The following is a 22682-nucleotide window of genomic DNA, read 5'->3' on the forward strand; positions in this document are numbered from 1 at the left end:
GTTGTTACCTGCGCTATACCTAATTGTTTTAATCAGGGATTTTTTGCATGACCGTGCCCCGCCTTGCCGTGGACCATCTGGTCAAGACCTTTGCCGGACGGCGCGTCGTCGATGACGTCAGCCTGACGGTGATGCCGGGGCAGGTGACCTGCCTGCTGGGGCCGTCCGGCTGCGGTAAATCCACGACTTTGCGGATCATCGCGGGCGTCGATATGCAGGACAGCGGCACGATCCATGTGGATGGCCAGCTGATCTGCGACACGGTCAACCGCGTGCCCCCCGAAGGGCGGTCCATCGGGTTGATGTTTCAGGATTTTGCGCTGTTTCCGCATCTGACCGTGGCGCAGAACGTGGGTTTCGGTCTGCGCGGGCGGCAGGATCAGGGACGGGTCGAGGCTTTGCTGCAAAAGGTGGGCATGCTGCGCTATCTGCATGACTACCCGCACCAGTTGTCCGGCGGCGAACAGCAGCGTGTGGCGCTGGCGCGTGCGCTTGCGCCCAAGCCGCGTATCATGTTGATGGACGAGCCGTTTTCCGGCCTTGATGACCGCCTGCGCGACGATATCCGCGACGAGACGCTGGAGATTCTGAAAAGCGAAGGCACCGCCGTGCTGCTGGTCACGCATGAACCGAACGAGGCTTTGCGCATGGCTGACGAGATCGCGCTGATGCGCGATGGCCGGATCGTGCAGCGCGGGTCGCCCTATAACATCTACAACGCGCCCAAGGATTTGCAGGCGGCGGGTTTCTTCAGCGATATCAACGTGATCCGTGGCAAGGTGCAGGGTGCTTTGACCGATACGCCCTTTGGCCAGTTCCTTGCCCCCGGCGTGCCGGACGGGACCGAGGTCGATATCGTGATCCGCCCCCAGCATCTGAAGATCGACTTCGACCGCGCCGGTCGCGGCCCCAACCCGACGCCGCAAGACGGCACCCCCGCCCGCGGCGTGGTGCAGCGCGCGCGGTTCATCGGGGCATCGTCACTGGTGGAATTCCGCATGGATTTCGACGGGTCCATCCTGCGCGCAGCAGTGCCTTCGGTGTTCCTGCCCAAACCCGGCACGCCGCTTTGGATCATGATCCGGCGGGATCGGTGTTTTGTGTTTCCGCGGGGGTAGGGGTTGCACGAGCCTAATTGGTTGCTTTGAGCCCAAAATGATGGATGCTGTAGCACGCATTAAGGTCGGCTTGTCGGATAAACAAATTTCTTTTATACTTGCGTCTACGTTGATAGCTAAGGGCTAAAAATATTGCGGTATGAAGTGCTCCGATCAAACAAGGCGACTATGCTATCTGTCGCAGCATCCGTTTGCGGTATCGTAGCAGCTTTGTGGACGTTCGGCAGCAGTAGCACGGCGCAAGCTATCAATTTGAACGACATCCAAGGCGGAAATAACCAACTCGGAAACAACAACACACAGAACATAACTGTCTTGCCGCCGAACGAGAGCTCGAACATAAGATACAACGAACGCGGCGTAGAACTGGATGCTGAAGGAAAGCCGATTTGCGTCCAGTCAAGTCGAGAAGTTGTGCGGGAGACCAGCACAGGTGGAACACTTTTCCTCACTGATACGTTTTACCAATGTAAAACTTGGGCTGGTCCAACGGAATTTGAGCAGTTACCGGTAGACAATGTTTGGGGCGGAAGTTGGAACAATGACGACTAACTTACAAAACCGACTGCTTCGCGAGCTTTAAACCATACATCAGTGGTCGACTTTAAGGTTAGGACCATTTCCAGTCGTTGTGATGTGCGTTGCGAATGTTTCGAATGTCCCGCAAAGTTGCCGTGGGCAGTTAAAGCCCAGCCCCGTCACGTCACCCGCCCCGCACGCCCACCGCGCCGCTTGGCAACCAGCCCTTTGCGCGCGGGCAGCTCTGCCATCACCTGCGTGCGTGCTTCGGGGGTCATCCGCGACCATGCGCTGATCTCGTCTATCGTGCGCAGGCAGCCCGTGCACAGCCGCGTTTCGGGCTGGATCACGCAGATCTTGATGCAGGGGCTGTCGATTTCGGCCCGTTTCCAGATGTGGTCGGTCGGTTCGGGGATGGTCACGCGCGCGCCTCCAGATGTCGCAGCCGGTCCAGCATGCCTTGCAGAATATAGCTTGCCGCGACGTTGTCGATCCGCTCTGCGCGACGCTTTCGGGACATATCCGCCTCCAGCATGGCGCGTTCGGCGGCGACGGTGGACAGCCGCTCGTCCCAGAAGGTGATCGGCAGGGGCGTCAGTTTTTCAAGATTGCGGGCAAAGGCGCGGGTCGCCTGACAGCGCGGGCCTTCGGACCCGTCCATGTTGCGCGGCAGGCCCAGCACCAGCCCCGCGATCATGCGGTGGGTTGTGATCTCGAACAGGCGCGCGGCGTCGAGCGTAAATTTCTTGCGCTTGATCGTCTCGAGCGGGGTCGCCACGCTGCGCATCAGGTCCGACACCGCCACCCCGATGGTCACGGTGCCAAGGTCGAGCCCCGCAATCGCGCCATGCGGGGGCAGGGCCGCGGCGAAATCCTCGGGCGCGTCAACGATCATTCGATCACGCCCGCGTCGCGCGCAGCTTGCGTTAGAATCGCCATCGCATCGGCATTGGCACCGAACACATCCGCCGCCTCGACCCAGATCGCGCGGGCGTTGTCGGTATCGCCCAGCACGCCGTAGGCCGCGATCAGCCGCGCCCAGTCCGCCGCCGTGCCGCCGTCATTGGCCAGCCTGTCGGCCAGCCCTTCGACCATGCTGCCGATCATCGCCTGCCGGTCCTCAGGCGACATGTCCTGTGCCGCGGCGATATCCTCGGCGGACGGGCCGCGCACGGCAGGCAGGGTGTAATCGACACCGGCGCGGAAGGCCGCATCCTCGATCATCTGGCGGGCAGAGGCGACGTGGAAGGTCTGCGGATCACCGTTTTCGGCGATGTCCCGCCAGAGGCGATAGGCCAGATCGGGCCGGTCGGTCTGGTCATAAAGCAGCCCGAGGTAATAGCGCGCGGCGATGTTGTTTTCTTCCAGCGCCAGTATATCGCGGATCACCTGTTCGGCCTCGGGCGAGACCAGCCCGCCCGCTGCCACAACGCGCAAATCCAGCAGACGTGTCAGATCGGCGGCGCGCACATCATCGCCCATGATCGCGATCACGCGTTCCTGTGCCACGGCGGCCCCCGAATAATTGCGCAATTCGACTTCGTGAAACGCGAGCCGCGACCAGGCTTCCAGATCATCGGGGCGGGTGGGGGCGATTTCACGCAGCCGGTCGATGGCTGCGCGGTAATCCTCTGGGACCTCGACAGGCGGGGGCGGTGGGGCGACCTGTTCCAGAAACGCCTGCGCGGGACGGTTGGCGCGCATTTCCTCGGACGCCGCCAGACGCGCTTGCAGCGGCACATCGCCATAGCCGGGCGCGCCAAGCTGGCGGTAGGTCACAAAGGTCACTGCCGCGATCACGACGAGCACCGCCGCCGCCACCACGCCTTGCCGCTTGTCGCTGCGCAGCGTGCCCCTGTCCATCTGGTTGGCGGCCAGCAGGCGGCGGGCGATCTCGGTGCGCGAGCGTTCGGCCTCTGCGGGGTCAAGCAGGCCCCGTTCCAGATCGCGGTCGATCTCGGCCAGTTGCGCGCGGTAGATCGCGACATCGGGGTTGTCGTCCTGCACATCGGGGGTGCGCAGCAACGGCACCGCCATCAGGCCCGCCACGGCCAATGTCATCACGACGACCAAAATCCAGAATATCATATGCCCTCACGCGGTTGCTGGCCCCGACATAACCGCCACGGCCCATAGTGAAAAGGGCCTGCGACGCCGTGGCCGTTCACTGTCGCGCGGGCATGTCGTAAATCGCGGTCCAGACGCCGCTGGCAGTATCCTTTCGCAGGCGCGAAAGGTCCAGACAGGGGCAGATATCAGACAGGGAATCGCGCGCCGATGAAACGATATTCCGCCTTTGCCATCGCGAAAGAAGCGTTCCGCCAACATACCGGCTGGACCCGCGCCTGGGCCAATCCTGCGCCGCGCGCGAAATACGACGTGATCATCGTCGGCGCAGGCGGGCACGGGCTGGCCACGGCCTATTATCTGGGCAAGAATTTCGGGATCACCAATGTCGCGATCCTTGAAAAAGGCTGGCTCGGCGGCGGCAACACAGGCCGCAACACAACGATCATCCGCTCGAATTACCTGCAGGACCCCTCGGCCGCGATCTACGAGAAATCGCGCAGCTTGTATGAAACCATGTCGCAGGACCTGAACTATAACGTCATGTTCAGCCCGCGCGGCGTCATCATGCTGGCGCAAACGCAGCACGAAATCCGCGGCTACAAGCGCACGGCGCATGCCAATGCGCTGCAAGGCGTGAAAACCGAATGGATCGGCCCCGAGAAGGTCAAGGAACTCTGTCCCATCATCAACCTTGACGGGCCGCGCTATCCGGTGCTGGGCGGCTTGTGGCAGGCGCGCGGCGGCACGGCGCGGCATGATGCGGTGGCTTGGGGCTATGCGCGGGCCTGTTCGGATATGGGCATGCATGTGATCCAGCAATGCGAGGTCACAGCGATCCGCCGCGACGGCGGCCGCGTTGTCGGCGTCGATACCACCAAGGGGGCGATTGATTGCGACAAGCTGGGGCTGGTCGTGGCGGGCCATTCTGGCGTGCTGGCGCAGATGGCGGGGTTCCGCTTGCCGATTGAATCGGTGGCGTTGCAGGCGCTGGTGTCCGAACCGATCAAGCCTTGCATGGACGTGGTCGTCATGGCCAACACCGTGCATGGCTATATGTCGCAATCCGACAAGGGCGAAATGGTGATCGGCGGCGGCACTGACGGCTATAACAACTACACCCAGCGGGGCAGTTTCCACCATATCGAGGAAACCGTCCGCGCCCTGATCGAAACCTTCCCGATGGTCGCGCGGCTGAAGATGTTGCGCCAATGGGGCGGGATCGTGGATGTGACGGGCGACCGTTCGCCCATCCTGTCGAAAACGCCTGTCGATGGCGTGTTCGTCAACTGCGGCTGGGGCACCGGCGGGTTCAAGGCGATCCCGGGATCGGGCTGGGCCATGGCCGAGCTGATGGCCAATGGTGCGTCGCCGCTGACCGAGGAATTCAGCATGTTCCGTTTCCGCGAAGGCAAGTTCATCGACGAAAGCGTCGCGGCGGGGGTGGCGCATTGATGGGCGGTTTCACGGCAAACACGCGCAAGGTAGCGGCAAACCGCCGACCCTGCGCCCCTGATGCAACCAATCCTGCTGTTCCTGCGTTTTCCGGTCTGATGACATCGGAGACAAAGGAGTTCTCATCATGGCTACCCCTCCAAACGGACGTTCCGGCTCGCGCATGTGGATGGCCGTCGCGCTTGGCATTCTCGTGCTGGTCATTCTTCTGGCGCTCTTTTCGGGCGGCAGCACGACCGATCCTGCCACCAACACCGGCCTTGATCCTGCGATGGACAGCGGCACTGTCGTTGATCCTGTCACCGGCACGGGGACTGGCACAGGCATGGGCACCGGCACCGGCATGGACAACACAGTTGACCCTGCCGCACCGTCAGAGCCGGTTCTTGACCCTGCGATCACCGATCCGCAGCCGGTTCCGGCAGACCCGAACCAATAACCCCGTTTCCATTTTTACCGCTTCAGGCGGGCGCAGCGATGCGCCCGCCTTTTTGCCGTGCAGACCAGAGGTTGCCCCATGCTGACCCTTCAATGCCCCTATTGCGGCGTTCAGGCCGATGAAACCGATCTGCATGCAGGCGGGCAGGCGCATCTGAAACGCTTTGGCCCCGGATCATCCGACGACCAGTTCGAGGATTACATGTTCATGCGCGAAAACCCCAAGGGTGTGCATTTCGAACGCTGGCGGCATGCCTATGGCTGCGGCAAATGGTTTTTGGCTGCGCGCTGCACTGCGACGCTCGAGGTGTTCGGCACCTATCCGGCGCAAACAACAGAACCGCCGCCCGATCTGCGCGCCAAGATTTCCGCCAAACGCCCCGGCTGGACATGGGGAGATTTCGCATGAGCACGCGTCTGAGCGGCAAGGGTCGCCTGATCGACCGCACCAAGCCCGTCAGTTTTACCTTCAACGGCAAGCGCCTGCGCGGCTTTGCGGGGGATACGCTGGCCTCCGCGCTGTTGGCCAATGACCAGATGCTGGTGGGGCGGTCGTTCAAATACCACCGCCCGCGTGGTGTTGTGGCGGCAGGGGCAGAAGAGCCCAACGGTCTGGTCAATCTGGGCGAGGGGGCGGCGTTCGAGCCCAACCAGCGCATCACCACGACCGAACTGTTCGACGGGCTGACGGCGACGAGCCAGAACCATTGGCCAAGTTTGGAATTCGACGTGGGTGCGATCAACACGCATCTGTCGCGGTTCCTGCCTGCGGGCTTTTACTACAAGATGTTCATGTTCCCGCGCCCGTTCTGGAAACATGTCTACGAGCCGTTCATCCGGCAATCTGCCGGTCTTGGCCGCGCGCCCAAGGATCGCGACGAGGATACCTACGAGCATTTCAACTGCCACGTCGATGTGCTGGTCGTGGGGGGCGGTATCGCAGGGCTGGCCGCGGCGCTGGCGGCGGGACAGGCCGGCGCGCGGGTGCTGCTGATCGAACAGACTGCCGACTGGGGTGGACGCGCTGTCGTGGACGGGGCGCAGATCGACGGGATGGATGCAGCGAATTGGGTGAAGTCCACGCTGCAAGCGCTTGAAGAGATGCCGAATGTCACGGTCCGTGCGCGGTGTATGGGGGCAGGCGTTTACGACCACGGCTATACGCTGGCCTATGAACGGCTGACCGATCACGCGCCTGAACAGGACGGCCCGCGCCACCGTCTGTGGCGCATCCGCGCGGCGCGGATTGTCACCGCAACAGGCGCGATCGAGCGGCCTTTGTCCTTCGCGGGCAACGATCTGCCGGGCGTGCTGTTGGCGGGTGCGGTGCGCGATTATGCGGTGAATTTCGGCGTCTCCATCGGGGATCGCACCGTGGTTGTCACCAACAACGACGACGCCTATCGCACCGCCATCGCCTTGAAGGAGGCGGGGCTGGAGGTGCCGGTGATCGTCGATGCGCGCACGGCGCCCGAAGGGCCGCTGATCGACCAAGCCCGCGCTTTGGGCATCCGTGTGGCCGATGGCAAGGGCATCGCCAAGGTGAAAGGCGGCAAGCGTGTGACGGGCATCGCCCTATGTGCGCAGGCGGGCGAAGGCGCCGTGCTCGAGGAAATCGCCTGCGATTGCGTGGCGATGTCGGGCGGCTGGTCGCCGGTCGTGCATCTGTGGTCGCATTGCGGCGGCAAGCTGGTCTGGGACGATGCGCAAGCGATGTTCCGCCCTGACTCGACGCGCCCGCCGACGGGCGCTGACGGGCAGGGCTTCGTGATCGCGGCAGGGGTGGCAAATGGTCATCTGCGCAGTGCGGATGTGCTGGCTGACGGGATCGCGGCAGGCAAGGCCGCTGCGCATGACGCGGGGCATAAAAAGCGCATCACCGTCGCACCCGCCGCGACCGATGCTGACCAAGGGCCGCTGGCTCCCGTCTGGATGATGCCGCAAGGGGCCAGCTATGCGTTGCGGTCCAAGGCGTGGCTTGATTTCCAGAACGATGTGAAGGTCACCGATGTGCAACTGGCCGCACAGGAAGGGTTCGAGTCCGTCGAACATGCCAAACGCTACACCACGCTGGGCATGGCAACGGATCAGGGGAAGCTGAGCAATATCAACGGGCTGGCGGTGCTTTCGAATGCACTGAATACGGCTATCCCGCATGTCGGGACCACCACGTTCCGCCCGCCTTATACGCCGATCTCGATGGCGGCGATTGCGGGTGCGGCACGCGACGACGTGTTCCAGCCCTTGCGCAAGACTCCGATGTCGGACTGGCACAACACGAATGGCGCGGATAACGAACCCGTCGGCCAGTGGCGCAGGCCCTTTGCCTATGTCCGCAGCGGAGAGAGCGTGCATGACGCCGTGAACCGCGAAGTCACCAATGCCCGCACCAATATCGGGCTGCTTGATGCCTCGACCCTTGGCAAGCTAATCGTCAAAGGGCCGGATGCGGGTAAGTTTCTGGACATGCTATACACCAATATGATGTCCAATCTGGGTGTCGGCAAATGCCGTTATGGGCTGATGTGTTCGGAAAACGGGTTCCTGATGGATGACGGTGTCGTCGCGCGCCTGTCCGAGGATACCTGGCTGTGCCACACCACCACCGGCGGTGCGGACCGGATCCACGCCTGGATGGAGGATTGGCTGCAATGCGAATGGTGGGACTGGAAAGTCTATGTCGCCAATGTCACCGAGCAATGGGCGCAGGTCGCCGTGGTCGGGCCGAAGGCCAAGCTGCTTTTGGACAAACTCGGCGGGATGGATCTGTCCGCGCTGCCCTTCATGCAGTGGCAGGCGGGCCAGATCGGCGGATTCGATGCGCGAGTGTTCCGGATCAGTTTCTCAGGCGAGCTGTCCTATGAAATCGCCGTGCCTGCGGGGCAGGGTCGTGCCTTCTGGGATACGCTGATCGCGGCGGGTGAAGAGTTCGGGGTCATGCCTTACGGGACCGAGGCGCTGCATATCATGCGCGCCGAAAAGGGCTTCATCATGATCGGCGATGAAACCGACGGCACGGTCATTCCGCAGGATCTGAACCTGCACTGGGCCTTGTCCAAGAAGAAAGACGACTATCTGGGCAAGCGCGCCCATGCCCGCAGTTTCATGGACAACCCCGACCGCTGGCGGCTGGTGGGTCTGGAAACCCTGGACGGATCGGTCCTGCCCGACGGGGCCTATGCGATTGCCGACGGCACCAACGCCAACGGCCAGCGCAACACGCAAGGGCGCGTGACCTCGACCTATCATTCGCCGACGCTCGGGCGCGGGATCGCGATGGGGCTGGTGCATCGCGGGCCGGACCGGTTGGGCGAGGTGATCACCTTCAACACGGTTGAAGAGGGCAAGACGATCCTCGCCCGCATCGTTGATCCGGTGTTTTATGACAAGGAAGGGGCAAAGCAGAATGTCTGACGCCATCAGCGCCTTGCAAGGCCGCACAACACTCGGCGAAGTCACGATCCGCGAGGGTGGCCTGCGCGGCATGATCACCCTGCGTGGTGATCTGTCGGATGCCGCACTACGCGCAGTTTGCAAGAAGATCACGGGGCAAGCGTTTCCTGATAAAGGTAAAATTACCGTTGATAGAGAGGCGGGCATCGCATGGATGTCGCCCGATGAAGTGCTGGTCATGGTGCCTTATGCGCAGGTGACGGATGCGGTTGCGCAGATTGATGCGGCGCTGGCGGGGCAGCATTATCTGGCCGAAAACGTCTCGGACGCGCGCGCGCTGATCCATGTGGAAGGCGCTTTCGCGCGCGAGGTCATGGCCAAGCTGACCCCTGCCGATCTGCACCCCGAAAGCTTTGGCGCAGGCGATTTCCGCCGCAGCCATCTGGGGCAGGTTGCTGCCGCCTTCTGGATGGTGGAGGCGGATACATTTGCGGTCATCTGTTTCCGGTCCGTTGCGGATTATGTCCATGACCTGCTGGTGGCCTCGGCCAAGGCAGGCCCTGTGGGCATGTTCTGACCGCCAGATCCCGCGCGCTGCGCGGGCCTCCGGCGGGGATATTTGGGCTCGGAAGATGGGGGAAAAGGGTGTGCGCCCTTGACCTTTGTGCAGGTGGAGGCCACCTAAAGGGCAACGCAATGCTGAACAACACAGAGGACTGACCATGTCATTCACCCTTCCCGATCTGCCCTATGCCCATGATGCGCTGGCCGCAAAGGGGATGTCCGCCGAAACGCTGGAATTCCACCACGATATCCACCACAACGCCTATGTGACCAATGGCAACAAGGCGATTGAAGGCACCGAATGGGCCGGCAAATCGCTGGAAGAGATCATTGTCGGCACCTATGACAAGACCGCCGTCGCCCAGAACGGGATTTTCAACAACATCAGCCAGCTGTGGAACCACAACCAGTTCTGGGAAATGATGACGCCTGCTGACAGCAAGATGCCGTCGGAAGTGGAAAAGGCGCTGGTCGAGAGCTTTGGCTCGGTCGATGAATTCAAATCGCAGTTCAGCGCCGCTGGTGCAGGCCAGTTCGGGTCCGGCTGGGCGTGGCTGGTGAAAAAGGCCGACGGGTCGCTGGCGATCACCAAGACCGAAAACGGCGTGAACCCGTTGTGCTTTGGCCAGACAGCACTGTTGGGCTGCGACGTGTGGGAACATTCCTATTACATCGATTTCCGCAACAAGCGCCCTGCCTACCTGACCAACTTCCTCGACAATCTGGTCAACTGGGAAAACGTCGCCAGCCGGATGTAACCTCCCGCTATCGATGGACAATGCCAAAGGCCCGTGGGAGATGTCCTGCGGGTCTTTTCTTTTGGGGGTATGCGATGGGTCCGGAACTGGCGGCGATCAAGGCGGCGGCGCAAACCTTGCGCGATGTGGTGATTGAAACACCTGTCCTGCCGCTGGCATCGGCGCGCTGGGACGGGGTTTTGCCCGAGTGCGCAGGCGTGACGCTGAAACTGGAGCTGTTCCAGCAGGCCGGATCGTTCAAGGCGCGTGGGGCCTATCTGGGGATCGCTGGGCTGGATGCAGACCAGCGCGCGGCAGGGGTCGTGGCGGCCAGTGGCGGCAATCACGCACTGGCGGTGGCTTGGGCGGCGCAGGCGGCGGGGGTGGATGCGCTGATCTGCATGCCGCGCGCCACCGATCCCGCGCGGATCAAGGGCTGCGAGGCTTTGGGGGCGCAGGTGTCCTTGCACGACGATATGGCGGCGGCTTTTGCGGCGATGAATGCGGCAGCGGCACAGGGCCGCGCGCTGATGCATCCGTTCGAGGCCGCGCATATGGTGCTGGGGTCCGCCACCTGCGGGCTGGAATATGTGACACAGGCCCCTGATCTGGACACATTCGTCGTGCCGGTTGGCGGCGGCGGGCTGATTTCAGGCATGGCCTGTGCGATCAAACAGTTGCGCCCCGATGCGCAGGTGATCGGCGTCGAGCCATATGGAGCCGACAGCATGTTCCGTTCGTTGGAAGAGGGGGCGTCTGTGACGTTGGACAAGGTGGCGACGGTTGCCGACAGTCTGGGCGCACCGATGGCGCTGCCTTACACATTCGGGGTGACGCAGGCCTATGTTGACCGGATCGTGCGGATCGCGGATGCCGAGATGCTGCGCGCGATGGCGATTTACCAGTCCACCCTGCGGATCACGGCGGAACCGGCCTGTGCCGCGTCGCTGGCCGCGATCATAGGGCCGCTGCGCGATGATCTGGCGGGGCGGCGCGTGGGGATCATCGCCTGTGGATCGAATATCTCGCTTGACCGTTATGCCACGCTGATGGCGGCGCTATAGCGCGTCTTGCAAGGCTTTTTCCAGCGTGGCCACATCCGGCGCGCTGGTCACAAACGACAGGATGTCATCGCCCGCGAACCCTTGGGCTACGACATGCCGCATCAGCGCCAGAAGCGGGTCCCAGAAGCCCGCGACGTTCAGCAGGATGATCGGCTTTTGGTGCAGGCCCAACTGGCGCCACGTCAGTACCTCGAAGAATTCGTCAAGGCTGCCCGCGCCACCCGGCAGGACCACCACGGCATCGGCGTTCATGAACATGACTTTCTTGCGTTCATGCATCGTCTCGGTCACGACGAAACTGTCCAGATCGCGTTTGCCGACCTCCAGCGCCATCAGATGGGTGGGGATCACGCCGAAAGTGCGCCCGCCTGCCTGTTGCACGGCCTTGGCTGTCCGACCCATCAGGCCCACATCGCCTGCACCATAGACCAGCCGCCAGTTGTTGCGCGCCAGCATCTGCCCCGTCTGCGTCGCGGCTTGTGCATGGGCGGGGTTGGTCCCGTCGCGAGAGCCGCAATAAACACACACTGATCTTGGAAAATCGGACATCGCTACCCCTTTGATGCAGCTTGGCTTTGACCGCTTCTAGCGGGGTTGCTAGACTTGCTCAACGCTTTGGGCGGCTTTTCGCCACAAAGACCGGAACGGGATGACACGCGTGGACGAACGGAACACTTCGCAGGTGGGCGCTTGGGTGCTGGGCGCTTTGGCGGCTGTCGTGCTGGGGGTGGTGCTGGTGTATTTCATCCCCTCGCCAACCGTGCCCGAAGTCGAGGTCGCTGTTGCGCCAGCTGTGCCGCAAACACCTGCCCCTGTTGCGGCAGCGCCGGAACCGGCTTCCGCATCTGCACCCGCGCCCGAGGTGGCGGACCCTATCGCGCCGCGTTTCGATACGTTCCGGCTTGATCCGGACGGGTCGGTTATCGTGGCGGGACGTGCCGCACCGGGGCAGGTCGTCGATCTGATCCTTGCTGGCGAAGCCATTGCGCAGGTCACGGCGGATGAAACGGGCAGTTTCGTGATCCTGTCCCTTGTTGATCCCGACGAACAGCCGCGCCGCTTGTCCCTGCTGGCCGACCCCGACGGCGCGGCGCTCGCCTCGCTGACAAGCTTCATGGTCGCACCTGTTGCCCCGCCTGTGGCGGCTGTGGTTGCGCCCGGTGCGGAACTGGCCGAAGCACCGCCGCCTGTCGCCTCCGCCCCACCCGCTGCGCCACTTGTGCTGGAAAGCGACGCCGAAGGTGTCCGCGTCGCCCAAGGAAGCGTGACCTTGCCTGCCCCCAATGTCGCACTGGACGCGATCACCTATGACCCCGCGGGCGAGGTCCAGCTGGCGGGTCGCGCCATCGGCGCTGGCGAAGTGCAGGTCTATCTGGACAACCGGCCCGTCACGACCTCACCGGTGACGCCGGGCGGCGACTGGCGTATCGACCTGCCGGATGTGGACACAGGCGTCTATACCTTGCGGATCGACGAGGTGGACAGCGCGGGCGCAGTCGTCTCGCGGCTGGAAACACCGTTCAAACGCGAGGAACCTGCCAGCGTCGCTGCCGTCATGGCCGAAGACACCGCGCGCGACGGGTTCGAGGTGGCGGTGCGCACCGTGCAGCCCGGATCAACGCTTTGGGCCATTGCCGAGGAAACATTGGGAAGCGGCATTCTTTACGTGCAGGTGTTCGAGGCCAACAGCGACCTGATCCGCGACCCTGACCTGATCTATCCGGGCCAGATTTTCCGCATCCCCGAGATGTCGCAATAAATCCCTGCCTCTGGTCAACGGGCGGGCATCGGCCTAGTAACGGCTGATATTGCGGAGAACACCATGCGCCCGACCACCCATTCCGACGCCAATCTTGGCAATGCCCGCGTGCAGGGCTGGTCCGTCATCAAGCGTGTGATGCCCTATCTGTGGCCCCAAGGGCAGGGGTGGGTCAAACGCCGCGTCGTGGCGGCGATGCTGGTCCTGCTGCTGGCCAAGGTGATCGCGGTGGGCACGCCGATCCTGTACAAGCAGGCGGTCGATGCGCTGGCCCCCGATGGCGCGACGGCGGCCACCGTACTGGGGCTGGGGGCGGTGGGGCTGACGCTGGCCTACGGCTTTGCGCGGCTGATGAACGTCGGTTTCCAGCAGTTGCGCGACGTGATCTTCACCCGCGTGGGCCAGCGCGCGCTGCGGCAACTGGCGCTGGAAACCTTCACCCATATCCACCGCCTGTCGCTGCGCTATCACATTACGCGCAAGACGGGCGGGCTGTCCCGCGTGATCGAGCGCGGCGTCAAGGGCGTGGATTTCCTGCTGCGGTTCCTGCTGTTTTCCATGGGGCCTTTGGTGCTGGAACTCGCGATGATTTCCATCGTGCTGTTTTTCCTTTTCGACGTCTGGTATCTTGCCGTCGTTGTGGGGACCATCGCACTTTATGTCTGGTTCACCTTCACCGTCACCGAATGGCGCGTGAAAATCCGCAAGATCATGAACGATCAGGACACGGATGCGAACCAGAAGGCCATCGATTCCTTGCTGAACTTCGAGACGGTCAAGTATTTCGGCGCCGAAAAGTGGGAGGCCGACCGTTACGACCGTGCCATGGCGCAATACGAAGGGGCGGCGATCCGCACCAACTATTCGCTGGCGTTCCTGAATTTCGGACAGTCGGTGCTGATCACCGGCGGGCTGGTGATTGTGATGGTTATGGCGGCCATTGGTGTGGAGCGGGGAGATCTGACCGTGGGCGATTTCGTCATGGTCAACGCCTACATGATCCAGATTACCATGCCGCTGAACTTTCTGGGCACCGTCTATCGCGAAATCCGTCAGGCCCTGATCGACATGGGCGACATGTTCGACCTGCTGGGCCAACCGGCCGAGGTGAATGACGCGCCGGACGCCAAGCCGCTGGTCGTCACCGGCGGGCGCGTGACCTTGCGCGATGTGACCTTCGGCTATGACGCCGCGCGGGGGATATTAAAGGGGATCAATCTGGAGGCCGCCCCCGGCCAGACGGTCGCCATTGTCGGCTCGTCGGGGTCGGGCAAATCGACCATCGGGCGGCTGTTGTTCCGGTTCTATGACGTGACGGGCGGCGCGCTGCTGATCGACGGGCAGGATGTGCGTGACGTGACGCAGGACAGCCTGCACGCGCAGATCGGCGTGGTGCCGCAGGACACGGTGCTGTTCAACGACACGGTGCATTACAACATCGCCTATGGCCGCCCCGACGCGGGTGAGGACGACATCATCGCCGCCGCCAAAGCCGCCAAGATCCATGATTTCATCACCAGCCTGCCTGACGGGTATCAGACGACCGTGGGCGAGCGTGGGTTGAAACTGTCAGGCGGCGAAAAGCAGCGTGTGGGCATCGCGCGGACCTTGCTGAAGAACCCGCCGATCCTGCTGCTGGACGAGGCGACGAGTGCCCTTGATACCGAGACCGAGATGGAAATCCAGGCCGAGCTGAAGGCCATGGGCCAAGGCCGCACTGTCATTACCATCGCGCACCGGCTGTCCACGATTGCGGATGCCGACCTGATCGTCGTGCTGGAAAACGGCGTGATCGTCGAACAAGGCCGCCACGACGCGCTGCTGGCACAGGACGGACGCTACGCGCATCTGTGGAACAGGCAGGTAGAGGAAGAGGTGGTTTGAGGGGGGCTACAGCTTTGGAACTGAAACTATCCAGCCTCTTATAAATATATCACCATCTGCGTCGATCTCACAAACCGCGTCCAACCGGCCACCTGGTCCCATGTCCACATTTCGCTCGAACTCCGATATCTCATTATTGTCGGGCGCGGTGCAAACTGACCAAGTTTCTTTGTACCATTCCGGTACTCCGCTAGCTTGATAAGATATGTAGCGACGCGTTTCATCTCTGGCACCAATCCCGCGGACTACGCCGCGCAAGGCACCCTCTCCACGAAATGCAAGAAGAAAGTCGTCACCGTGAGTAGCTGGCGCATTTACGAAAGGGCTGCTCGAATAGTCGTAATAGACGTATCCAAGAACTGCGAGAACTGCCGCGCCAAGGACTCGCTTTTTCATAATGTCTCACGTTCTTGCGACTTATTCACGCGATTATCGTGGGTTTTGAGCGCTATATCAACCCGCTTACGCACTAACCCGAATAACGTAGCGCCATGAATACATGAAAAACTTTTCGTGCCCTCACTCCGCCGCCTGCAACGGCGGCCTCACCGCGACAGGTGCCAGCTCATCCTCGACCCAGATGAACTCCGGTGCCTTGATGCGGGCCGCCTGCCGTGACAGGGCCCAGTCGCGGGCCGCACGGCTGCTGCGGCCCATCGACAGTTTCGCAAGCAACTGCGCGGCCCATTGCACATAGGTCACGAACCAGACCCGTGCCGCCAGCATCGACGGCGTGAACACCAGCGTCAGCATCGTCGCGATGCCGAGGCCAAAGACCACGGCAGTCGCCAGTTGCTTCCACCAAAGTGCTGTCGGGCTGTCGATGGAATAACCGCCGTTCATGAAATCGAGCGACAGGCCGAACATCATCGGCGCAAGCCCCGCCATCGTCGTGATCGTGGTCAGCAGGACGGGGCGGATGCGGTCTTCGGCGGTGCGGGTGATCGCCTCGGTCTTGGGCATGTATTTGCTGTATTCCTGATAGGTGTCGATCAGGATGATGTTGTTGTTCACCACGATCCCCGCCAATGCGACGATCCCCGTGCCGGTCATGATGATCGAGAACGGCTGCCCCATGACCAGCATCCCCACCAGCGACCCTGCGGTGGACATGACTACGGCCAGCAGCACCAGCACCGAATTGTAGATGCTGTTGAACTGCGCGAGCAGGATGATGAACATCAGCCCCAGCGCACCGGCAAAGGCGGTCATCAGGAACGCACCGGATTCGGCCTGTTCTTCCTGATCGCCGGTCCATTCCCATGACACGCCAGCAGGCAGGGGGTTGTCGGCCAGCCAGTTGGTCAGCAGCGCGATCCGTTCATTGGGGTTGAGCGGGGTTTCCGTGATCGCACCGTCCGCCACCAGTTGTTCAAAGGCGGCAGTGGTTGTCCCGTCCAGCAGGCTCAGGTCTGTATAGCGGGCCGGACCTGTCACACCGCGATCAGTGATCCGCGCCACGGCCACAGGTGTACCATTCGCAACAAGACTGGTCAGCCCGCTGGTCACACCCGCCTTGACGTCGAAAAAGCGTTGCTGGTTGATCCGGTCGATTTGCGCCAGTTTCTGTACCGGCGTGCGGGTGATGAAGTTGGACAACGGCACCAGCCCGTCGTTCGTGCGCACCCGCAGGGTATCGAGCGTGGACAGCACGCGGTCCTCTTCGGGCAGGCGGACGCGGATTTCGATTTCTTCGTCGGATGAATCCACGCGCATCGTGTCAAGCAGGATGCCGCGCGTCACCAGTTGCACCATCGCACCGACGCTGGCCACATCGGCACCGAAACGGCCAGCGGTCGCGACATCGACGTCGATCTGCCAGTCGATGCCGGGTAGGGGGAGCGAATCCTCGATCGTGATAAGGCCGGGGGTCTGCTCGAACTGCGCGCGTGCAATATGGGTCGCGGCGACCAGATCATCCCGGTTGTCGCCTTTCAGCCGCAGATGCACGGGCTTGCCCGAAGCAGGGCCGCGCGCCTGAGCGAGAATCTCTGTCTGGATACCGGGTATTGTGTTCAGCTGTTCCTGCAACTGCGCCAGCACCAGATCGCCGTCGAGTTCGGCGATACCGGCGCGATCCTCCCACGGGATCGTTTCAAGCTGGACCTGCCCGATCGTGTCGCGCGGGGTGCTGGCGCCGCTTGCGTCCGTGTTCAGCCCGCCGTCACCGGCAAAGGAAAAGGCGGTGATCACACCGGGATGTGCAAGAACGATCTGCTCGGCCTGCCGGACCAGCGCGTCCTTTTCCTGCAAGGACAGGTTGCCGCGCGCGCGCACATAGACGATGGCCTGTTCGGGTTCGGATTCCACGAAGAATTCGACCCCGTTATTGTTGGCCCCGTAGTAACCGAAGATCGAAATCACGGTAAAGATCACCGCGCCGATGGTCACCAGCGGCATGACCGGATTGCCCACGATGAAATGCATGAACCGGCCGAAAAGCGTGCGCTGATAGCCCGCCCTGACCCGCTTGGCGCGCCGTTCGATCCGTGCTGCACCCAGCGTGATCGACAAAAGGACAGCCCCGCCCAGAAACAGGATGATGCCGGGCAGGGAGGCGACAAACCCCGTGGTCTGCACGGCATTGCCGGAGAGGTAGTTCGGGTTCAGCACCAGCATCGCGCCGGTAAAGACCACCATGATCGCAGGCACGACCAGCGCCGCGCAGACGACCCACGGCAGGCGCGCGCGGAGCGCGTCCGATGACTTGCCGAAAGCGCGGCTCATCCGGCCAGTCACGCCGCCCATGACGGGCAGGTAGATCAGCGCCACGACCAGCGAGGCGCAGAGCACGAAGATCAGCGTCACAGGCAGCATCCCCATGAACTGCCCCGGCACGCCCGGCCAGAACAGCATCGGCAGGAACGCACAAAGCGTCGTCGCGGTAGAGGAAATGATCGGCCAGAACATGCGTTTGGCGGCTTCGGTATAGGCCGTCATCGGGCCGGTGCCTTCTTGAATGCGCTTGTCGGCATATTCGACAACGACGATGGCCCCATCGACCAGCATCCCTACGGCAAGGATCAGGCCGAACATCACGATATTGGAAATCGTGATGTCCATGATGGCAAGCAGCGCAAAGCATAAGAGAAACGATGTCGGGATCGCGAAACCGACGAGCAGGGCGGATCGTGTACCAAGCGCCGCAAGCACCACGATCATCACCAGCGCGATGGCGGTCAGGACCGACCCTTCCAGCTGGCTGACCATGCTGGCCACATTACGCGACTGGTCGTTTGACGTGCCGACATTGATCGCCGCCTGCAATTCGGGTGACCAAGTGGCGCGTTCGGCCTCGACCGCATCGCGCACAAGGGCGGCGGTGTCGATCAGGTTGAACCCTTTGCGTTTGACCACCTGCAGAGCCACGGTATTGACCCCGTTGAAGCGCGCAGTGCCGACGCGATCCTCGAACGTCAGGCGGATCGTGGCCAGATCACCAAGGGTGACGACACTGTCGCCATTGGTCTTGACGGGCAAGTTGTAGACATCCTGCGGGCTGCTGAAGGACGACGGGATCTTGACCGCAAATGTGCCTTGCGGTGTGTCCACCTCGCCTGCCGCGATCAGCAGGTTGTTGTTGGTGACAACGCCGATCAACTCGCTTGCCGTGACGTTGTAGGTCTCGAGCCGCAGCGGATCGATCAGCACTTCGAGCATTTCGTCGCGCTGGCCTGCAAGTCCGGCCTCCAGCACGGCATCGATGCCTTCGATGCGGTCCTGCAGGCTTTTGGCGACGCGCAGCAGCGTGCGTTCAGGCACATCACCGGTCAGGTTGACGATGATGATGGGGAATTCGGAAAAGTTGATCTCGGTGATGGAATACTGGTCGGCACCTGACGGAAAACTGGCCTGCGCGTTGTTCATGGCAGAACGGATATCGGCGATGATCTTGGTTTTGTCCCAGCCGAATTCGAATTCCAGCGCCATGCCTGCGAACCCTTCGGCGGCGGTGGCGGTCATGGTTTTCAGACCGTCCAGATCGGACAGTTCGGTTTCCATCGGCCGGACCAGCAGCGTTTCGCTGTCGGCGGCGGAAATGCCGGGGAAGGGGACAGAGACGAAAATCGCGGGGATTTCGATGTCAGGTTCGCCTTCTTTGGGCAGGCTGACATAGGCCGCCCCCCCCGCGATCAACGACAGCGCGATGAAGGCCAGCACCATGCGGGCGCGCGAGGCCGCCCAATCGACGATTCCGGTCATGGGCGGGCCTCCTGATAGGTCGGCACGATCGGCACGCCATCGACCACGAATTCCTGCCCCACAGTGATGATGTCAACCGTGTCGGGAAGTCCCGCGACCCAGACCCCTTGCGCGGTATCGCGCAGCAGGGTGACGGGCATGAACTGCGCCGTCATGTCGGGGGCGACCGTGCGCACACCCAGCACACCTTCATCGTTCAGCGTCAGCGCGGATTGCGCGATCAGATGTGCGGATTGTCCGTCGGATGCGACGATGATTTCGGCGGTCAATCCGTCGCTGATGGCCAGATCAGGGTTTGGCACGGTGACTTCGACGCGGAAGGTGCGTGTCACCGGATCGGCGCTGCGCGACAAAAAGGTGACTTCGCCCGCCACCTCTTGCCAGCCGGACAAACGCCCGCCCGCCAGGGCCCCGACGGTGACACGGCCCACGTCTGCCTCGGGGACGAAACCGACCAGACGGATCGGGTCAAGCTGGATGATCGTGGCGCAGGGCGCGCCGGGCTGCATCAACGACCCGATTTCGGCGGTATCGGTTTCCAGCAACCCTTCAAACGGGGCGGTGATGACAAGGCGCGAGATTTCACGTTCGGCGCTGGCAACGGCGGCCTGCGCCGATTCGATGCCCGCTAGCGCCGATGACACCGCCGTGCGCGCGCGCTGGACCCCTGCACTGGCCGATTCCATCGCGGCCTGTGCGCTGACGACGCGGGTTTCGGATGCGAACCCGTCCTGCGACAGGGCGCGCGCGGCATTGAGGTTGATTTCCGCCTCGCGCACCCGCGCTTCGGCTTCGATCACGCCGGCCTCGGCCTCTGGCACGCGGCCTTGCGCCTCGGACAGGCGCGCGCGGGCTTCGGCCAGTGTCGCAGCCCGCGTGCCTGGGTCCAGCGTGCACAGCGTATCGCCTGCGTTCACAAAGCTGCCTTTGGGCAAGGGTTCGGAAATCACGAGGCCCGATGTTTCCGCCGCGACGGTGACTTCGCGCGCGGCAGCGGTCTGGCCGCGCAACAGCACAGCACTGTCGATGGACTGCGCCTCTGACCGGATTGCGACGACGCCGACACCTTGCAAGGCAGGGGCCGGACCATCCGTCACGGTGTCTGCGACAGTCGCGGGCGCATCGGGCGTGACCCCCGCAAAGGCCAACAGCCGATCACGTTCGAACACGATCGCGTAGAGAGAAACAGAGACGACCAAAGCCGCAAGCAGGGGAATCAATCGCATTTCCGGGCCTTTGTTCACGCAATCGCGGTTATCGCATCACGATTTGTTTAAGATACGCACCAAAAACGTGGCTGGATCATGTTTTAAACTAAACCATTCAGTTCAGATTAGGCCGCGGTTGACCTTTGGGCAAGCAGGATTTTGGCGGCCTGCCGCGGCAATCTGCGCTCTGCTCTTGTCCACTGGCCAGCCTTCACGATATGAACCCCGCAATGAACATGCCGCTTGCGGCGCGAAACGGGGGTCCGGGGTGAGCAATCCAGACAGCTTTATCGACGAAGTCACCGAGGAAATGCGCCGCGAAAAGCTGTTCGGCTACTTGCGCCGCTATGGCTGGATCGCGGTTGTGATCGTGCTGGGGATCGTCGGTGGCACTGCCTGGAACGAATACCGTCAGGCCCAGGACCGCGCGGCGGCAGAGGCCGCGGGCGATGCTTTGCTGGCCGCTTTGGCCGAGAATGACGAAAGCGCGCGTGCCGCGGCGATGGCGGGGGTTGATGCGACCGGCAATGCTGCCGTGATCACTGCTTTGCTGACGGCGTCGACACAGGAAGAGGCAGGCGACATCGACGCCGCCGCTGCCACGCTGGGTGCCGTGGCCACCGATAGCACAGCGCCCGCGATCTACCGCGATCTGGCGGCGATCAAATCGGCGATGCTGCCCGTGGGCGCCCCCGAGGCACGTCTTGCCGCGCTCGAGGCGCTGGCCCAGCCTGGCCAGCCGTTCCGGCTGCTAGCGCTGGAACAGATGGCCTATCTGACGCTGGAATCCGGTGATCAGCCCGGCGCGGTTGCGATCCTGCGCCGGATTGCCGAAGATGCCGCCGTGACCCGTGGCTTGTCGGAAAGGGTGCAGACCCTGCTGATCGCCTTGGGTGAAGATGCGACCGACGCCGAACAAACGCAGTAACCGGATTGGACCGACCATGACCTTGAGACCCTTCATCGGTGCCGCCCTTGTCCTGTCGGTTCTGGCGGCCTGTGGAGACGAGCAGATCATCCTGCCGGGCGAACGGTTCGACATCCGCGCCGAGGCGGTGAGCGTCAATCAGAGCCTGCCCATCGCTTTGCCGCAGGCGCAGGCCAATGCCGACTGGACCCACCGCACGGCGCGCCCCGCGCATCCGGCCCTTGGCGCGGCCTTGCAGCCTGCCTTTGTCGCAAATATAGGTGAAGGCGACAGCCGCCGCGCGCGCATTACCAGCGAACCTGTGGTCGCAGGCGGCGTGGTCTATACTGTCGATGCCCGCGCTACGGTATCGGCGACCTCGACCTCCGGCGCGCCGATCTGGTCGCGCAACCTGACACCCGAACGGTTCAACCCCGGTGCGGCCTCGGGTGGCGCGGTGTCGTTCGGCGGCGGTCGGGTCTATGTGACCACCGGCTTTGGCGAGATCACGGCGCTGAACGCCGCCACGGGCGAGGTGATCTGGGACAAGAACCTGAACGCCCCCGTCAATGCGCCCGCGACCTTCAGTGGCGATCTGGTCTATGTGGTGGCGCGCGACAGCACCGCCTGGGCGCTGGATGCCGCAACCGGCCTCACGCGCTGGCAGCAGATCGGCACACCGTCGCTGACTGCCTTTTCAGGCAGCGCGCCGGTGGCCGTCAGCGGTGAAACGGTGGTGATCCCGTTCCCGTCGGGTGAACTGCTGGCGACTTTCCCGCAAGGCGGCTTGACCCGCTGGAGCAATGTCGTCTCGGGCGACCGTCTGGGCCGGCCATCAAGCCTTGTCAGCGATATTGCCGGCGCGCCGGTGATCGACGCAGGCCGCGTCTATGCGGCAAGTTTCGGCGGACGCAGCGTCGCCTTTGATGTCCGTGACGGCAGCCGCATCTGGACCGCAGGCGAAGGTGCTGTCGGTACGCTCTGGCTGGCTGGCGGGTCGCTGTTCATGGTCAACGACATCAGTGAACTGGTCCGGCTGGACGCAGCGACAGGCGCGCCCGTCTGGCGCGTGGAACTGCCCGATTTCGAAGGCGAGAATACCCGCCGCCAGCGTAGTGTGATCGCGCATTTCGGCCCCGTTCTGGCCGGTGGGCGGTTGATCGTGGCCTCCTCTGACGGGTTGATCCGGCAGTTCGATCCGGCCTCTGGCGCGCTGATCGGCACGGTGGACTTGCCCGGTGGGGCGGCTTCTGCGCCGGTCGTGGCGGGCCAGACCCTTTACGTCATCAGCAAAACAGGGCAACTGCACGCTTTCCGTTAGGCCCTGAATGGTGTAGCGGACGCATCTAGCGCGTCAGGAGCCGAA

At 62.8% G+C, this 22682-nt stretch carries 18 protein-coding genes; 12 read left to right on the plus strand and 6 right to left on the minus strand.

What is annotated here, in order from left to right; all coding sequences use genetic code 11:
- The first annotated feature begins 47 nt into the window (after positions 1-47).
- Positions 48-1118, plus strand: a complete 1071-nt coding sequence (locus tag VCK47_RS00335) for an ABC transporter ATP-binding protein (protein WP_322892094.1) — start codon at positions 48-50, stop codon at positions 1116-1118.
- A 698-nt stretch (positions 1119-1816) separates the two neighbouring features.
- On the opposite strand, the gene VCK47_RS00340 is transcribed toward VCK47_RS00335, so the two are convergent.
- Genes VCK47_RS00340 through ccmI form a run of 3 tightly spaced genes read right to left on the minus strand, consistent with a single transcriptional unit; the run spans position 1817 to position 3725 of the window.
- The gene (locus VCK47_RS00340; RefSeq protein ID WP_322892095.1) at positions 1817-2059 is read right to left on the minus strand and encodes a DUF1289 domain-containing protein; all 243 of its coding nucleotides are present in this window, start codon (positions 2057-2059) and stop codon (positions 1817-1819) included.
- Positions 2056-2532, minus strand: a complete 477-nt coding sequence (gene ruvX / locus VCK47_RS00345; RefSeq protein ID WP_322892096.1) for a Holliday junction resolvase RuvX — start codon at positions 2530-2532, stop codon at positions 2056-2058. Before ruvX ends, VCK47_RS00340 begins: the two co-directional genes overlap by 4 nt.
- Complete coding sequence (gene ccmI, locus VCK47_RS00350) at positions 2529-3725, minus strand: c-type cytochrome biogenesis protein CcmI (RefSeq protein WP_322892097.1); 1197 nt, start codon at positions 3723-3725, stop codon at positions 2529-2531. The genes ruvX and ccmI overlap by 4 nt, the downstream gene beginning before the upstream one ends.
- Before the next feature lie 189 nt (positions 3726-3914).
- Between ccmI and VCK47_RS00355 the strand changes: the two genes are divergently transcribed.
- From VCK47_RS00355 to VCK47_RS00385, 7 genes are all read left to right on the plus strand, one after another.
- Complete coding sequence (locus tag VCK47_RS00355; RefSeq protein WP_322892098.1) at positions 3915-5159, plus strand: sarcosine oxidase subunit beta family protein; 1245 nt, start codon at positions 3915-3917, stop codon at positions 5157-5159.
- A 127-nt stretch (positions 5160-5286) separates the two neighbouring features.
- Positions 5287-5598 (plus strand): hypothetical protein, encoded by a 312-nt coding sequence (locus VCK47_RS00360; RefSeq protein ID WP_322892099.1) that lies wholly within the window; start codon positions 5287-5289, stop codon positions 5596-5598.
- A gap of 78 nt (positions 5599-5676) precedes the next feature.
- Complete coding sequence (locus VCK47_RS00365; RefSeq protein WP_322892100.1) at positions 5677-6006, plus strand: sarcosine oxidase subunit delta; 330 nt, start codon at positions 5677-5679, stop codon at positions 6004-6006.
- On the plus strand, positions 6003-9011 hold the full coding sequence (locus tag VCK47_RS00370; protein WP_322892101.1) for a sarcosine oxidase subunit alpha family protein: 3009 nt from the start codon (positions 6003-6005) through the stop codon (positions 9009-9011). Before VCK47_RS00365 ends, VCK47_RS00370 begins: the two co-directional genes overlap by 4 nt.
- Entirely contained in the window at positions 9004-9567 is a 564-nt protein-coding gene (locus tag VCK47_RS00375) for a sarcosine oxidase subunit gamma (RefSeq protein ID WP_322892102.1), read from the plus strand. The genes VCK47_RS00370 and VCK47_RS00375 overlap by 8 nt, the downstream gene beginning before the upstream one ends.
- A gap of 145 nt (positions 9568-9712) precedes the next feature.
- The gene (locus tag VCK47_RS00380; RefSeq protein ID WP_019956826.1) at positions 9713-10312 is read left to right on the plus strand and encodes a superoxide dismutase; all 600 of its coding nucleotides are present in this window, start codon (positions 9713-9715) and stop codon (positions 10310-10312) included.
- A gap of 74 nt (positions 10313-10386) precedes the next feature.
- On the plus strand, positions 10387-11355 hold the full coding sequence (locus VCK47_RS00385) for a threonine ammonia-lyase (RefSeq protein ID WP_322892103.1): 969 nt from the start codon (positions 10387-10389) through the stop codon (positions 11353-11355).
- Here the strand turns inward: VCK47_RS00385 and VCK47_RS00390 are convergent.
- A complete protein-coding gene (locus tag VCK47_RS00390) occupies positions 11350-11904 on the minus strand; it encodes a TIGR00730 family Rossman fold protein (RefSeq protein ID WP_322892104.1) in 555 nt (184 codons plus the stop codon). The genes VCK47_RS00385 and VCK47_RS00390 overlap by 6 nt on opposite strands.
- Positions 11905-12004: 100 nt before the next feature.
- Between VCK47_RS00390 and VCK47_RS00395 the strand changes: the two genes are divergently transcribed.
- The gene (locus VCK47_RS00395; RefSeq protein ID WP_322892105.1) at positions 12005-13114 is read left to right on the plus strand and encodes a LysM peptidoglycan-binding domain-containing protein; all 1110 of its coding nucleotides are present in this window, start codon (positions 12005-12007) and stop codon (positions 13112-13114) included.
- Positions 13115-13177: 63 nt separating this feature from the next.
- Complete coding sequence (locus tag VCK47_RS00400; RefSeq protein ID WP_322892106.1) at positions 13178-14998, plus strand: ABC transporter ATP-binding protein/permease; 1821 nt, start codon at positions 13178-13180, stop codon at positions 14996-14998.
- Positions 14999-15517: 519 nt separating this feature from the next.
- Here VCK47_RS00400 and VCK47_RS00405 read toward each other — a convergent pair.
- Together VCK47_RS00405 and VCK47_RS00410 are read right to left on the minus strand one after the other, a co-directional pair.
- Positions 15518-19201: an efflux RND transporter permease subunit gene (locus VCK47_RS00405; RefSeq protein ID WP_322892107.1), complete on the minus strand. Its 3684-nt coding sequence runs from the start codon at positions 19199-19201 to the stop codon at positions 15518-15520.
- Positions 19198-20427: an efflux RND transporter periplasmic adaptor subunit gene (locus VCK47_RS00410; RefSeq protein ID WP_322892108.1), complete on the minus strand. Its 1230-nt coding sequence runs from the start codon at positions 20425-20427 to the stop codon at positions 19198-19200. Before VCK47_RS00410 ends, VCK47_RS00405 begins: the two co-directional genes overlap by 4 nt.
- 250 nt (positions 20428-20677) lie before the next feature.
- Between VCK47_RS00410 and VCK47_RS00415 the strand changes: the two genes are divergently transcribed.
- Positions 20678-21337: a tetratricopeptide repeat protein gene (locus VCK47_RS00415; protein ID WP_322892109.1), complete on the plus strand. Its 660-nt coding sequence runs from the start codon at positions 20678-20680 to the stop codon at positions 21335-21337.
- A gap of 16 nt (positions 21338-21353) precedes the next feature.
- On the plus strand, positions 21354-22637 hold the full coding sequence (locus tag VCK47_RS00420) for a PQQ-binding-like beta-propeller repeat protein (RefSeq protein ID WP_322892110.1): 1284 nt from the start codon (positions 21354-21356) through the stop codon (positions 22635-22637).
- Positions 22638-22682: the final 45 nt, after the last annotated feature.

This window comes from Yoonia sp. 72 (assembly GCF_034652275.1).
Classification (GTDB): Bacteria; Pseudomonadota; Alphaproteobacteria; order Rhodobacterales; family Rhodobacteraceae; genus Yoonia.

Coding starts and splice junctions, on each gene's coding strand:
- VCK47_RS00355 (WP_322892098.1), top strand. CDS start 3,915: ATGAAACGATATTCCGCCTTTGCCATCGCGAAAGAAGCGTTCCGCCAA.
- VCK47_RS00410 (WP_322892108.1), bottom strand. CDS start 20,427: ATGCGATTGATTCCCCTGCTTGCGGCTTTGGTCGTCTCTGTTTCTCTC.
- VCK47_RS00370 (WP_322892101.1), top strand. CDS start 6,003: ATGAGCACGCGTCTGAGCGGCAAGGGTCGCCTGATCGACCGCACCAAG.
- VCK47_RS00390 (WP_322892104.1), bottom strand. CDS start 11,904: ATGTCCGATTTTCCAAGATCAGTGTGTGTTTATTGCGGCTCTCGCGAC.
- VCK47_RS00385 (WP_322892103.1), top strand. CDS start 10,387: ATGGGTCCGGAACTGGCGGCGATCAAGGCGGCGGCGCAAACCTTGCGC.
- VCK47_RS00365 (WP_322892100.1), top strand. CDS start 5,677: ATGCTGACCCTTCAATGCCCCTATTGCGGCGTTCAGGCCGATGAAACC.
- VCK47_RS00360 (WP_322892099.1), top strand. CDS start 5,287: ATGGCTACCCCTCCAAACGGACGTTCCGGCTCGCGCATGTGGATGGCC.
- VCK47_RS00420 (WP_322892110.1), top strand. CDS start 21,354: ATGACCTTGAGACCCTTCATCGGTGCCGCCCTTGTCCTGTCGGTTCTG.
- VCK47_RS00380 (WP_019956826.1), top strand. CDS start 9,713: ATGTCATTCACCCTTCCCGATCTGCCCTATGCCCATGATGCGCTGGCC.
- VCK47_RS00400 (WP_322892106.1), top strand. CDS start 13,178: ATGCGCCCGACCACCCATTCCGACGCCAATCTTGGCAATGCCCGCGTG.
- ruvX (WP_322892096.1), bottom strand. CDS start 2,532: ATGATCGTTGACGCGCCCGAGGATTTCGCCGCGGCCCTGCCCCCGCAT.
- VCK47_RS00395 (WP_322892105.1), top strand. CDS start 12,005: ATGACACGCGTGGACGAACGGAACACTTCGCAGGTGGGCGCTTGGGTG.
- VCK47_RS00375 (WP_322892102.1), top strand. CDS start 9,004: ATGTCTGACGCCATCAGCGCCTTGCAAGGCCGCACAACACTCGGCGAA.
- VCK47_RS00335 (WP_322892094.1), top strand. CDS start 48: ATGACCGTGCCCCGCCTTGCCGTGGACCATCTGGTCAAGACCTTTGCC.
- VCK47_RS00405 (WP_322892107.1), bottom strand. CDS start 19,201: ATGACCGGAATCGTCGATTGGGCGGCCTCGCGCGCCCGCATGGTGCTG.
- ccmI (WP_322892097.1), bottom strand. CDS start 3,725: ATGATATTCTGGATTTTGGTCGTCGTGATGACATTGGCCGTGGCGGGC.